A 13,629-nucleotide genomic window follows, 5' to 3' on the forward strand; every position below is an offset into this window, starting at 1 on the left:
GCCTTCAAAAACGAAAGGAAGAAGCGCTGCGTTTCTTACGTGAAGTACATGTTCCCTTTGATAACAACCAAGCCGAACGCGATCTTCGCATGGTCAAAGTCAAAGAGAACATTTCGGGTACGTTTCGCGAAGAAACATTCGCGCAGTCGTTTTGCATCGCAAGAAGCATCGTTTCCACACTGACGAAACACGAAAAAAACGTGTGGGATTCGTTATGTCTTCTGTTGGCAGGCGAAACGATCGATCGAGTTCTTTCCGCTACCTAGAGCATTTTCTATGACCGAAATGCCCTATTTGTGCTGGGCTTTTTTATACACTAGCACTGGGGTGAATAGTTACTACGGAACTAATGTTTCCTGCGCGCCTTCTTCATACATTTCGCTCAGCCTATACATAAGACACCAGCAAGAAAATGGAATGAAAACTCCTTGGATAATAATAATATTGTTTATAGATGCCGTTTTGCTCTCTTGGAACAAGCAGAATAAGCAACAGAGATAATCCAAACATCACAATCGGAACAAAAAAAGTGAGCCCCATCGTCTTTCGGTCAAATAAAAAGGTGGCATAAATGCTTTCTAAGTAATCCCTCATTCTAGTTCACACCCCTAACAACGGCTAAATAACCATCGATAAGCCTTGGTGCCACTTGTTTCGCTCCTTCTTCTCCTTCTTTCGCGAACACCCGTACATTCACGCCATCTTCCTCTTCTAGAAGCTGAATCACTTCCTTTTCCGCCATGATGCAATCCAATTCTTCCGGTGATACATGATATTCCCAAACATATCCTTCCGCATGGGCTTTAAGCTCGGCTGGCGTGCCTTCAAATAGAACTCTCCCGCTTTTTAAAATGCCAATCTTTGTACATAAAAACTCAATGTCTTCGACAATATGCGAGGAAATGATGACGGTATGCTCCGAACCAAGATTTTTTAACAAATTGCGAAAGCGAATCCGCTCTTCAATGTCCAATCCCGCTGTCGGCTCATCAAAAATTAAGATCGACGGCTTTCTCATTAACAGCTGCGCGATTCCCACCCGCTTTCTCATTCCACCGGATAGTTCCATCATTTTCTTGTTCTCATGCCCCGTTAGATTGACCTTTTTAATCGCCTCCCATATTGCTGTCTCCCTCTCCCTTTTATTCATCATTCCTTGCAGGATGGCAATATGATCCAACGTTTCTTCTACCGTGATTTTCGGATACACCATAAAATCTTGCGGCAAGTAGCCAATAAGATGATTGGCTTTCACATACTTTCCCTTCACGTAATTCTCCCCGTCAATTTCCACACGTCCCCCGTCCATGGAAATGAGGCTGGATAGTATTTTCATTAACGTCGTTTTTCCAGCGCCATTCGGTCCAACTAATCCGTATATCCCTTCGATCTGCAAAGAAATATCTGATAATATCTGATGTTTTTTATCTTTTTATTCACGCCAGATATCTTGATCATTGGATCCCCTCCTTGAACTCCTGAAATAATTCCGCCGTTTTGAACCAGCTATCCGCCACATGATGCATTTCTTTGTACCATAACACGAGAAACTCTTTCTTCTTTTCATTAGGCAAACGATAATACTCTTCATATAAGCGTCTAACTACATTCTGTGTTTCTTGGTCATATTGTTCAAACGCCCAAGGCAGATTTGCATCTAAAAAAAACATCCCTGGGGATTGGAGTCCTAGTTCATCTTGAACAACATTAGCTAGCAATTTATTAAATTCTTCTATTTGTTCATAGGAAGAGAAAGTTCGTTTATCATAATTCCAAAGTAAAGCATGTAAAAATACTTTAGGAATATCCTTCAACGTATTCTCAGAACTAATGCTGAATAATGTATCTATTTGAAAAAGAAGATGATCACTGCTTAAATAAGAATTCATTTCCGAATTAGGAGCGAGCAAAATCATTTTATTTGGCAGTTTCATATCTTTTATTTGGAACATATCGACTATTTCTTTATGCACTTGGACGAGGTACTTTTGAAAGGTGGGCCAATCCTTTGTAATTTCTGACCAGTCGGTTGGATACACTATTTCCCATCCATCGAGGTGTTTCTTTGTAAACATCCCAGCAACAGCGGTAATCCCGCCAGAAACTTCTCCGCTATACGTCCCGTCTTTATTTCGCGGCAAATTCGTATAAAACGGCACGTTCCCCTTAAAAGACAATGTGTAGTGAATCGGTTCTTTCGTTTGCATAGATAAAACAATAGTGCCCTCATTGTAGATACGATTAAAATCAAAAGGCACATGATTTGCCCTCGTAGGAACCCAGCTAAAGTAATTAGGCAAAAATAAATAGTTTGGAGAAACTGGGATCTTGAACGAATCTTTCATCTCATAATAAAATGTTAATTCATCGAAAGGATGAGTGGAGGTTCGTCTCACCACGACAAAATCCCCTTGTTGCGTAAACGGCAAACGTCTCCCTTCTTTATTGGTCACTTTTTTCACATCAAAAAAATGATAGAGCACAAAAGATAACGTTTGACTTTTTATTTGATCCAATGTTACTTTCACTTCGGCTTTTACATGATCCCTTGCATCCAATTCGATGTCATACCGTTTAATTGTATATTGCAAAGTGCTAGGATCAATGGCATCTTTGCGGTTTTTATAGTACAAACTCTCTTGATTCAAATCGGCAAAACTAAAAACGGGCTTGCCGCCTTCAAATATCTTTGGAAAGATAAAGGTGTTGCCTATTAAAAGAAAAACAATAACGACAATGATCGCAATCTTCTCTCTGCCTGTACGGGTTGTTTTAAAAAGGGCCGCAAATATAGCGATCATCACTGCCATGATCCAAAAAAAGATTTTCATATACGTAGAAAAACTGAGATTATACCCAATTACATCTTCGAATACAACGTTAATATTCAATGGACCGATGTAAAACAAACTTTCTACATCTGAAAAGGAAAATTGCCGGAAATAGCGGGAAAACAATGTTGTATTCATCGGTCCGATCGCCAGCCAGATAACAATCATAAACACGAAGCTCAATTTGTTTTTGCCAAACAAAAGAGCGGTGAAGATCCCTAAGAAAAAGGAAAACACAAACGGCAAGTACCAATAAACGATGACATAAGACACGGTTTGTGTATAAAAAGAGGAAAACGGAATTTCCCACACGCGGTAAAAGATAAAAATCAAAGCAGTTTGAATCCCGATAAATACAGCTAGAAATAATAGATGAATGCATAGTAAAGCGGCAATTTTTAATAATGTAATTCGGAAAGATCCAATGAATAAATTGTTGGCGCCAAATTTATATTCATCGGAAAATAACTTATAAAAGAAAACCATGAATAGAAGCATAACGGCCTGTACAATTAAGGTCATTTCCCCTACAAAATTCCCATAATCAGTCATTCCGTGAAGGTCATTCTGTCTAATGACAAATCGGGAAATCAGCATTATCACCATAAAAAGCATCGTTCCTAAATACAGAAAACTTTTCAGCATTTGTTTCGCATAAAATAACCATAAATTAAAAAACAGGTTCATAGTGTATGGCACCTCATTTATGTACTTAGAGATTGATTTTTGTCGCGCTTGTTCTGTTTACTGAACGCCCTGTTTAAGCGCTAAACAGGAACAACCTCTAAAGATTTTTTCTATGGGGCTTTTCATTTTTTGAATATTTACATAATATTAATCACCATTGTACTACTGCTTCGCGTAATCGATGTTTGAGGGATACCGGATGCCGATCAAGCTTGAATGATTCGTAAAGTTCCGCTCTCCGTCCATGAACTTAGATCATCGGAAAACAAAACCGCTTTTTGCCGTTTTTTTTACACAATTTCTGGGACTTAATCTTTATCAAGCCCGCCAACCTTACTTTCAATCTATCAAATGAAAAAAGAAAAAACATCCGTATTTTCCGCAAATTTGATTGCGGGAAATACCCATTTTTCAAAAAATAATGACATAAGTTGTAATATAGTGTAAAATTTTGATGAAAATATTGGTTGGAGGTAGGTATTATGAACCAAAACTTATGGAATGTTCTTCAAACACTACTAGGGAAAGATTCCATCGGAACAACGGAACTTGCGTTAGCAAGGGAGAGTTTAAGTCCAGAAGTCTTCTCAGCATTGGTAGAGTATCTGCAAGATGGATTGAAAGCGAAAGGAAATCCGTGGGTGTAAGGTTGAATGAATATTGTTGGAAGAAGCGAAATAAAGACCTTTTTGCAAAATCACTTGTCCACTAATTGTATGTTAGAACAAGAGATCATACAATATATTTTCCATATGCTGCACCGCAAAGGAAAAATATTTAATCATGATGAAACTTATTTTTCTTGGGGAGAGTTTTATGCATACGTATCCTCATTCCATTTTGATGAGGATACGTGCAGACAATCTGTTATCACTCACGCTGCTGCCATTGAGCTTCTTATTCTAGCGACCGATATTTTTGATGAGATTTCCGATCATGATCAAAGTGATGAGATAATCAGCCAGTTATCTATAGGCGAAACAATTACCATTGCTAATGCTATTATGATGGAAGCGTTTCGGCTCATTCTTCATAACTCTAAAACAGATGTGTATGAAAAGTTTGCTATTATCATCCATGAGTTACAAAACGCTTGTAATGGACAATGGAGAGACTTACATTTTGTCATTTCTGAACATGTTCCGACAGAAGAAGAGTATTTTCATCTCATCAAACAAAAGTCTTCGTCTTTAGTAAAACTAGTTTGTGAACTCAGCGATATCCATAACCAAAACATATGGGGTCCCATTGCGACTGACATCGGCATTGCCGGTCAACTGAAAAATGACGCAAAAGATATTCTTTCTGATTATAAGAGTGATTTAATAAACCAAAAGGCCACTCTTCCTTTCATTAAGGCCGTTGAATATAGCTTCGAAAAAGATAATGGATGGCTGCTAAAGAAACTCCATCAACTGAAAATAAATGATCACAATTCCTTATTAAAACAGGAGATTAAGAATTATATACGTAAAACCGGAGCAATCGACTACTGTTTCATTCTCTCCAAAGTCTATATGAATAAAGCATTGGACCAGCTTACTGCCCATTTTCCTGAAAAACAAGTTCAAGTAAATCGTTTAAAAAGTTATTTGGAAAGCTAGGGATAACATGAACAAAAAAGCTTTTCCTTTTGTCATGCTACTCATTTCTGTCTTCATTATTTGTTATACTCTATTAAAAATGTACAATGAGCACTTTTCTTTTCAGCATTATTTCACGATATTTATTGGAATGACATTTTTGTTCATTGGCATCTATAGCTATGTGCAAAAACCGAACTCGATCGTTGTTCAACATTTTTTCACGTTAATGTTGATTAGCGGACTGGCTATTGCTTTGTCCACTCCTTCTAGCTGGAATATAAAACCGGCAAAAGAATTGGAAGTGATCGCCGTTTCTTTTGCCCCTTATATCCTTATGAAATTTTTTGAGCATTTTCCTTCATCTACAAAACCAACATTTTTTCGCCGAGTTCGTATGATCACATTATTTATTGCCATTTTCGCAACGCTCATTTATTTCTTAGTAGGCATTCACCGCCATGTCATCGTCAGCACGATCGTTCGCCCATGCATTGTCGCAAACATGGTTCTATCGTTACTATCTTGTATTGTCCTATTTTATTTACACCTTCGATCTAATTCCGATAAAATAAAAAATCAAATGTATCTTTTAATCGCCGGCCTGATTCTATCGTTTGCTCCTGTTGTCATTCTTAGCTTAATTCGAGATGCGTTTCTTTCTTTTTCGGGCGTTCCTTTTCATTATAGTCTTAGCAGCATCATTGTCTTTCCTATGACACTGTCATATCTATTAACAAAGCAAGAAGTCGTTGATTTTCGAGAAATCTTTCGAAAAATTAGTTTTCAATTATTAGCAGTGATTTTGAGTTTAGTTGCATTTAACCTATTATTGGCTATGTTTTACAAATTCAACTTAAAGTCAGCTGTCTTAATGAACACCCTGCTCGTATGCACCTTCGTCGTTTACGACCTGATCCACAAAGGGTTGGAACCTTTAAAAATGAAAAAATGGGATCTTAAGAATCAAGAAATACAAAAAGAAAAACTGCTCATCCTTCAACAATTGCTGAACGGGAAGCATTTGGAATACTGCGCAAAACTCATTGCTGATTTAATACATAAAACGATCGATGTTAGCGGAGTATGCCTGATATGGAAAAACGATAACATCCCTACGATTTTACATAAAACAGGGGCTTTTCTCCATATCAACGATGCGGAACTACTGACTTACGTTCATCATAGTTGCCATCCTGAAAAAATGAATATCAATGGAAAGAACTTTTTTTTCTATCCTATGAATATGGAGGATGTAACGATCGGATGGGTCATCATCGGGGAGAAAACGAACGCGACAGTTTTTGAAAAAGAAGAAATAAGACTCATCGAAAAAATTCGAACCGACGCGACAGAATTATTTGCCAGCTCGAAATCGTTACAGCAAATCGAAAAACAGCTAAAGGAAACAGTGAAAGAATCCCTCACTTCCGAACAATTTCATTTGCTGCTGCTTAATGAACAAGAAGAGGAAAAAAAGAAGCTATCTGTTTTCCTCCATGATGAGGTGCTGCAAAATTTAATCCTGCTTTTCAATAAACTTGAATTGCTAAGCAAAAATAAAAAAATGGATAACGGAGTTTTCGAAGACATTAAAGAGTCGCTCCGTAGCAGTATTTTTGAAATAAGGGAAATGTGCCATGAGTTATATCCGGTTATAGTAGAAGATTTGGGATTGGAGAAAAGTCTCTATTCATTAAAAAGAAAATGCCAAACAAACCATAATGTGATCATTGAGATTGATTATAATACAAATCTGAGAGTCATTCCCGCTTCCCTCTCTATTCAAGTGTTTCGAATGATCAAAGAATTGGTTTACAACGCCATAAAACATTCTTCGTCAAAGAAGGTTTTCGTTTCTGTTGTAGAAACGAACAATTTCCTAAACATAAAAGTAAAAGATCATGGTATTGGATTCAAAGTACCGAATCGTTTATCAGAGTTATCGCAAAACAATCATTTAGGATTGATTACGATTCAAAAACGAGTCAATCAGTTAAAAGGCACACTTGACATCCAATCTGAACCGGGAGCTGGAACTTGCGTTTCGATAACTCTGCCAATAGATGGGGATGGAACAAATGAAAATCAAAGTATTACTAGTGGACGACCATTTATTAGTGATGCTTGGGATTCAACAATTGTTAGAAAATGAAGCTGATTTAGAAATTGTAAATACGATTTGCCATCCCGCCGACTTAGAGGAGGAAATCATCAAGCACAACCCTGACGTCATTGTCATGGATATAAGAATGAAAAACGATAACGGAATTGAATGGACGAAGAAAATCACTGAAACATATCCAACATGCAAAGTCGTTATTTTATCAGGGTATGACTATGACGAATACATTCACGCTGCTTACGAAGCTGGGGCTTATGCGTTTGTGACAAAAGAAAATTCCGCCTTTGAATTGGCCAATGCGATTAGGCAAAGCCATTTAGGAATCAAATCTTTTCCGATTGACCGATTATCCAATTATAATTCTCCTCTCACAAAAATAGAATTAAACATTCTCCAACTCATTTCCGAGGATAAGACAAACGCAGAAATCAGCGAGCTGTTAAACATAAGCAGAAGAACGGTCGAACACCACGTATCTTCGATTTTGCGAAAATTGGATGTCGACTCACGGGTCGGAGCGGTTGTCAAAGCGATGAAACTTGGGCTGTTGGAATAAAACATCCATGAGTAAGCTTTACTCGCCACTCAAGCATGAAAATTAACCGCTCATGGATTCGTTATTTTCATAGAAAAGTTCCATGAGCGCGCTTTGCTCTCCACCCGGCATGAAAATGGCCGCTCCAAGCGCGCGCATTTTCACGGAAAAACAGATGAAATCTAGGAATTTATGCAAAAAGAAGCGGACACAAGGCGGTTCTATTTTCCGGAGACTCACTTCGCCAGACTGGGAGTCGGATTTTACACAAACATTAGGACTTGGCCATAAAAACAGCCCGATGGAATGCGTCCACCGGGCAAACAGTTCTTCTAATCTTAGAAATACACGATGTAAATCACAATCGCCAAGACGATGCGGTAAACGGCAAACGGCACGAGGCGGATTTGGTTAATCAGCTTTAAGAAAAAGCGAATCGAAACGAGCGCGAACACAAACGCGCTAATAAAGCCGGCGATGAAAAACGGCAAATCAGCCGCCGTAATATATTGCCAGTTTTTCAGTAAAGATAGTCCACTCGCCCCGGCCATAATCGGGACGGCCATGATGAACGTAAAATCGGACGCGGCGCGGTGGCTCATTCCCACCAGCACCCCGCCGGAAATCGTCGAACCGGATCGGGAGAATCCTGGCCATAACGACAAACATTGAATTAAGCCGACAACAAACGCCTGCTTATACGTGATTTGGTCGACCGTTTGCGCTTTTGGCGCCTTTTTGGCAAATACATCGGCAGCGAGCATCAATAGCGCCCCAAGCACTAATCCGATCAACACAGTTGCCGTCGAAAATAAGTGCTCGTCAATATAATCCTCAAACAGCACCCCTAACACACCAGCCGGAATGAGCCCGATAATAACATGTATGAGTGTCAGCCGCGGACGCCCGCCCGGATGGCGGCCATGAAAACCGAGCAAATCTAAAAACCGGTCTTTAAACACGACAACAGCCGCTAAAATCGAGCCGAGCTGGATGACGACTTTAAACGTATTCGCCGCATATTTCCCTAAAAACTCCTGCGATTTCAGCCACATATCATCGACAATAATCATATGGCCCGTTGAGGAAACAGGGGCAAACTCCGTTAATCCTTCGACCATTCCTAAAATGATCGCTTTTATAATCGTGATAATATCCATTGCGAGCATTCCTTTCCCTTCAAAGTATCGTTTCACATGACAACAATCTATGTCACCTTTATAAGAATACGAGAAATCCTTTTTATAGTCGACCCCATTTTCAAGATTAAATTTCAGAAATAGCGTATTGCGTTCTTTTGGCGACAAGTCGAGATCATGGAGAATGAAAAGCTAAAAATGCCAAATTTGCACGCTAATTTCTCCATCAGTCCCTTCGCGTAAGAGCAAAAAGCGATTTCGTTTTCCGGCAGCCAAGTTCACAAATTCATCCAATAAAGAGAACTTGACCTTTTTTAAAATTTAAAGCTTGCGCCGATCATTTTCGTGAGGTTTTCAATCTAGGTTGGTTGTCCGATTTTGCTCGCTGGCGGCTTTATTGACTATTTTATGAATCTCAAAATATTTTATATTGAATTTCTATTGATTAACCCCAGCTAATCAACTTTTTGCCTATCATAAAAAATATATGCAGGTTAGTTTTTCGATATATACAAATTGTTCGACTTCGTTTCCGCTTCGTCAGTTTTATTGTGATTGCATTTGCTACCGCCAGGAAAGGCCGGGCATTGCCTCGCGTTTGCTAGCCATTCCGCACATCTTCGTTTTCCCGCAGCCGGCGGCGAACCTCCGCCGGGCACACCGGCTCGCGGCCGATCGACACATACATGATTCCCGCCTCGCGCGCGCTGTCTAGACTGTAACAATTCCGCCCATCCAATACAAGCGGCGTTTTCATTAAAGCAGCATATCGCCGGATGTCAAATTGCCGGATTTCTTGCCATTCCGTAAAAATAAAACAAATATCCGCATTTGTAATCGCCTCTGCGATCGTCGAACAATACGCGACTTCCTTTTGGAACACGCGCCTTGCGTTTTCCATCCCGACAGGATCCCACACGCGAACATTCGCTCCTTCTTCAAGCAGCACCGCGATATTGGCAAGGGAAGGAGCTTCCCTTATATCATCCGTCCCCGGCTTAAACGTAAGACCTAGCACCGCCACTTCCAGTCCGCGAAAATCGCCCACGTACGTTCTTGCTTTTTCGATCAATTTGACTTTTTGCCTTTCATTTACTTCCATCGCCGCTTGCACCGTTTTCAATTCATAATCGCAACCGGCCGCAAGCCAACGCAATGCTTTCGTATCTTTCGGGAAACACGAGCCGCCATATCCGATGCCGGCGCGCAAAAAGCGGCCCCCAATCCGCGGATCCATTCCCATTCCTTTCGCGACGTCCTCGATATTGGCGCCAACCATTTCGCACAAATTCGCAATTTCGTTGATATAAGATATTTTCAAGGCAAGAAAAACGTTGGATGCGTATTTTACCATTTCCGCGCTTTTCCGGTCTGTCACGACATAAGGAAGAGCAAACGGATCATACACCTCTTTCATGACCTTCTCCGCCCGCGGCGATTCTACGCCTAATACAATTCTCGACGCATGCAGCGTATCTTTGACCGCCGTCCCTTGCGATAAAAACTCGGGATTTGCGACAACTTCAATGTGAACGGGATTTTCCCGATTCTCATTTATCCAACGTTCCACTTGATCGCCCGTACCGACGGGAACGGTCGATTTCACCGCCACCACGCAGTCTTTTTCCGCCGTCTCTGCGATCTGCTTTGCTGCTTCCCACACATACCGCAAATTCACGGATCCATCCGACTCTTCCGGAGTGCCGACAGCGATGATGATAACGTCCGCCCGTCGGTATGCCGCTGCATTATCGGTCGTAAACCACAACCGCTTGCGATTTTTCTTTAGCAATTCCTCCAACCCAGGCTCATAGATCGGCGACTTCCCGCTTTGAAGCAGCGCCACTTTTCCGGCATCCACATCCACGCACGCAACTTTATGCCCTTTTTCCGCCAAGCACGCCGCCGTGACCAGCCCTACATATCCCGCACCAGCTACGGCAATATCCATATTTCATCACACCTTTAATCGTTTCCTCCGCTCGCAAACACGATGGATGTCAGGAGAAATCTAGTATACAGCAAGCCATAACACTTTCCTCAGCCAAACAATGGATTATGTTATTTTTCGCATATGCATGATGTTATTATAAACGATAATGAACCCTTCTTTCATTTACAACGATTACGCAGCTTAGGGAAATGGATGATATTTCGCCAGGGCACTGTCTTATAATACTGCAATGGCAGCTTTCGATTCTAACAAACAAAAAAAGAGCCGTTCACTTCTTGTTGTGACCGGCTCTCCTTCTCTCTTTACGGTAAAAACGGTCGGGGCGCGGGCGTGTCCATCCTCGCGCCGTCTTTTACGCCGTTTTATGCTGCTTCAAGGCGATATTGTCCAACACAAAACCGATGATTGCTCCGATGATGGCAGGGACTACCCAACCCAATCCAACCGAGAAAAACGGCGCCCAAGATAACAACGGCTCGAGCCACTTAGTCTCCACGCCAAACGCGTTCAAGCCATCGTACACGCTGAACACGGCGGTAAACAACAAGGCCATCCCATACGTTTTCGCCGAACCTTTATAAAAGCGATGGAAAAACGACATAACGACAAGCACAATCGCTAATGGATAAATCATCGTCAACACCGGGACGGAAAGCGAAATAAGCTGATTCAATCCTAAATTAGAAACAACCAAGCTAAAAATCGTGATGATCGTCACATAAGCTTTATACGATATGTTTGGAGTAATTTCATGAAAATATTGCGCGCACGCCGCCGTTAACCCGATGCAGGTCGTTAAACACGCTAAAGCGACAATGACGCCAAGCAACAGCTTCCCGCCGCTGCCAAATAAAAGCGCAGCCGCGTTCGATAATAAATCCCCGCCATTGGCGAATGGGCCGTTTATAGACATTTTTGCCCCAAGCAACGCCGTCGCGATATAAACTAACGCCAAACCCGTTCCGGCGATCAGCCCCGCTTGAATAGTCGCTTTTACCATGGCCGATTGCTGATGCACGCCTCTATCTTTCAGAGCGTTCACAACGACAATCCCAAACGCGAGCGCCGCGATCGTATCCATCGTTAAATATCCTTCCATAAATCCTTTAAAAAACGGAGCGGAAGCATACTTTTCCGCAGGCGTTTGCAACGGATTTTGCAGCCGAATGATTCCCGCGACGCAAAGAACGGCAATGGAAAGAAGCAAAATCGGCGTCAATATTTCCCCGATGCGGTCGACCAACTTCGACGGATTTAAGCTTAGCCAATAAACAATCGCGAAAAAGATAATGGTAAATAGCAATAGCGAAAGCGCACCGCCATTCCCGTTAAAAAACGGTTTAATTCCCATTTCATAAGTGACGCTCGCTCCCCGCGGGATGCCGAAAAACGGGCCAATCGCTAAATAGACCGTAATGGAAAAGCATAAACTAAAGAGAGGATGAACGTAATTCCCAATCGATTGAACCCCATCTTTGGCGAGCGCAATAGCGGCGACGGACAAAATGGGCAAACTCACCCCCGTAACGACAAATCCAAAAATCGCTGGCCAAACCGCCTTCCCTGCTTCCATGCCAAGATACGGCGGAAAAATTAAGTTCCCTGCCCCGAAAAACAAGGCAAAAAGCATTAATCCCGTAAAGAAAACATCTTTTCGCTTCATCTCAGACGCCTCCATATATAATTTTTAATATTTTGAAAATAAAATTATTTTATTCCTATTCCTACATAATTTAATATTTTTATATAATTACGACTTTTTTAATATTATATTTTTTTCGCAATTACGTCAATGAAAATTATGTAGAAAAATCCTTGTATAATCACATTTCGTAATAAAAATAATGTTATGTAAGGAAATGAAAGGAAATCATAATAATAAACTTTATTCTTTATTTATCTTAATATTTTAAAAAAAATAAAAAAGGGCATTCCCTTTACGGAAGCCCGTGAAAAACAGCGCGCCGTCTTCTTTTTCCCGTTTATCCTAATAAATTGTCTTTACCTCTTCTTTTTAAAATTCGAAAAACGAATCACGATCATAGTAGTCTTTATTTAAACCTACCATAAAAGAATGCATTAAACGGTCGATATACATGATACCCGAGTTTTTACACAACACTTTCGCAGGTTCGGTAAGATACATAGATAGGAGTAAATGTATGAATATAGTCCACAATCTGTTGATTAAGGTGTGCTGAGTAAGGCAAAGGAACGACTTTTCAGAAAAAAGATCGAACCGGTCAGCTCCCTTATTCGCGGGATTGCACTTTCTCTTTCCCTTTGTAATGTATAGCCTGTCCGATCATAAATACTTCGCGTACTGCATTATTGGAATACAAAAGACGGCGCTCTTTATCTTCATACATGACGCCGATAAAATCGCCCTTTTTTAAATTCAAAATCTTCGTTCTATCTTCAAATAAAACATCCATTGCGGAGGAAAGGTGACGACGAACGGAAAACTGCCGCATTTCTCCCGTGGATTCGCTGTTTGCGCACTCGATCATCGAAAAGGAGGATTTTCATCATGGATGTCATCTATCCTCGCTGCGCAGGATTGGATGTTCATGCCGAAACCATCGTCGCCTGCGCGCTATGGGAAGAAGATGGACACATTCAAAAGGACATTCAAACCTTCTCCACGTTCTCGAAGGGACTTGGCGACCTGCTTGAGTGGCTCGAAGAACATGGCGTTACCCATGTCGCCATGGAATCCACCGGCGTGTATTGGAAACCGGTCTTCGCCTTCCTCGAGGGCTATGTCGACTTGAC

The 13,629-nt window shown here is 41.0% G+C and carries 13 protein-coding genes; 6 read left to right on the plus strand and 7 right to left on the minus strand.

What is annotated here, in order from left to right; all coding sequences use genetic code 11:
• The coding region (locus BM278_RS16275; protein WP_143093475.1) for an IS66 family transposase at positions 1–266 on the plus strand (266 nt) is incomplete at its 5' end.
• A gap of 121 nt (positions 267–387) precedes the next feature.
• Here the strand turns inward: BM278_RS16275 and BM278_RS18920 are convergent.
• From BM278_RS18920 to BM278_RS16290, 3 genes are read right to left on the minus strand one after another with little or no spacing between them, the layout of a single operon-like run.
• The gene (locus BM278_RS18920; protein ID WP_090951863.1) at positions 388–594 is read right to left on the minus strand and encodes a hypothetical protein; all 207 of its coding nucleotides are present in this window, start codon (positions 592–594) and stop codon (positions 388–390) included.
• A 1-nt stretch (position 595) separates the two neighbouring features.
• A complete protein-coding gene (locus tag BM278_RS16285; RefSeq protein WP_425272990.1) occupies positions 596–1,396 on the minus strand; it encodes an ATP-binding cassette domain-containing protein in 801 nt (266 codons plus the stop codon).
• 58 nt (positions 1,397–1,454) lie between these two features.
• Complete coding sequence (locus BM278_RS16290; protein ID WP_244151208.1) at positions 1,455–2,909, minus strand: hypothetical protein; 1,455 nt, start codon at positions 2,907–2,909, stop codon at positions 1,455–1,457.
• 1,091 nt (positions 2,910–4,000) lie between these two features.
• On the opposite strand from BM278_RS16290, the gene BM278_RS18925 reads away from it, so the two are divergent.
• From BM278_RS18925 to BM278_RS16305, 4 genes are all read left to right on the plus strand, one after another.
• Positions 4,001–4,165: a hypothetical protein gene (locus BM278_RS18925; RefSeq protein ID WP_167359665.1), complete on the plus strand. Its 165-nt coding sequence runs from the start codon at positions 4,001–4,003 to the stop codon at positions 4,163–4,165.
• Between the two features lie 6 nt (positions 4,166–4,171).
• A complete protein-coding gene (locus BM278_RS16295) occupies positions 4,172–5,122 on the plus strand; it encodes a polyprenyl synthetase family protein (protein WP_090951874.1) in 951 nt (316 codons plus the stop codon).
• 562 nt (positions 5,123–5,684) lie between these two features.
• Positions 5,685–7,256, plus strand: coding sequence for a sensor histidine kinase (locus tag BM278_RS16300; RefSeq protein WP_244151209.1), 1,572 nt, complete (start codon positions 5,685–5,687; stop codon positions 7,254–7,256).
• A complete protein-coding gene (locus BM278_RS16305; RefSeq protein ID WP_090951879.1) occupies positions 7,183–7,782 on the plus strand; it encodes a response regulator transcription factor in 600 nt (199 codons plus the stop codon). The genes BM278_RS16300 and BM278_RS16305 overlap by 74 nt, the downstream gene beginning before the upstream one ends.
• A gap of 317 nt (positions 7,783–8,099) precedes the next feature.
• On the opposite strand, the gene BM278_RS16310 is transcribed toward BM278_RS16305, so the two are convergent.
• The 4 genes from BM278_RS16310 to BM278_RS18930 all read right to left on the minus strand — a co-directional run bounded on the left by BM278_RS16310 (position 8,100) and on the right by BM278_RS18930 (position 13,256).
• Positions 8,100–8,921: an undecaprenyl-diphosphate phosphatase gene (locus BM278_RS16310; protein WP_090951891.1), complete on the minus strand. Its 822-nt coding sequence runs from the start codon at positions 8,919–8,921 to the stop codon at positions 8,100–8,102.
• 580 nt (positions 8,922–9,501) lie between these two features.
• Complete coding sequence (locus tag BM278_RS16315) at positions 9,502–10,851, minus strand: UDP-glucose dehydrogenase family protein (RefSeq protein ID WP_090951882.1); 1,350 nt, start codon at positions 10,849–10,851, stop codon at positions 9,502–9,504.
• Positions 10,852–11,206: 355 nt separating this feature from the next.
• Complete coding sequence (gene brnQ / locus BM278_RS16320) at positions 11,207–12,517, minus strand: branched-chain amino acid transport system II carrier protein (protein ID WP_090951885.1); 1,311 nt, start codon at positions 12,515–12,517, stop codon at positions 11,207–11,209.
• A 589-nt stretch (positions 12,518–13,106) separates the two neighbouring features.
• Entirely contained in the window at positions 13,107–13,256 is a 150-nt protein-coding gene (locus BM278_RS18930; protein WP_167359666.1) for a hypothetical protein, read from the minus strand.
• A gap of 128 nt (positions 13,257–13,384) precedes the next feature.
• Between BM278_RS18930 and BM278_RS16330 the strand changes: the two genes are divergently transcribed.
• On the plus strand, positions 13,385–13,629 hold a 245-nt coding region (locus tag BM278_RS16330), incomplete at its 3' end, for an IS110 family transposase (RefSeq protein WP_143093477.1).

Origin of the sequence: Parageobacillus thermantarcticus, from assembly GCF_900111865.1 — a bacterium.
GTDB classification, from domain to species: Bacteria; Bacillota; Bacilli; order Bacillales; family Anoxybacillaceae; genus Parageobacillus; species Parageobacillus thermantarcticus.

Bases quoted from the DNA above. Each gene is read 5' to 3' on its own strand.
- BM278_RS18925 (WP_167359665.1), top strand. From the start codon at position 4,001: ATGAACCAAAACTTATGGAATGTTCTTCAAACACTACTAGGGAAAGAT.
- BM278_RS16300 (WP_244151209.1), top strand. From the start codon at position 5,685: ATGTATCTTTTAATCGCCGGCCTGATTCTATCGTTTGCTCCTGTTGTC.
- BM278_RS16315 (WP_090951882.1), bottom strand. From the start codon at position 10,851: ATGGATATTGCCGTAGCTGGTGCGGGATATGTAGGGCTGGTCACGGCG.
- brnQ (WP_090951885.1), bottom strand. From the start codon at position 12,517: ATGAAGCGAAAAGATGTTTTCTTTACGGGATTAATGCTTTTTGCCTTG.
- BM278_RS18920 (WP_090951863.1), bottom strand. From the start codon at position 594: ATGAGGGATTACTTAGAAAGCATTTATGCCACCTTTTTATTTGACCGA.
- BM278_RS16305 (WP_090951879.1), top strand. From the start codon at position 7,183: ATGAAAATCAAAGTATTACTAGTGGACGACCATTTATTAGTGATGCTT.
- BM278_RS16310 (WP_090951891.1), bottom strand. From the start codon at position 8,921: ATGGATATTATCACGATTATAAAAGCGATCATTTTAGGAATGGTCGAA.
- BM278_RS16295 (WP_090951874.1), top strand. From the start codon at position 4,172: ATGAATATTGTTGGAAGAAGCGAAATAAAGACCTTTTTGCAAAATCAC.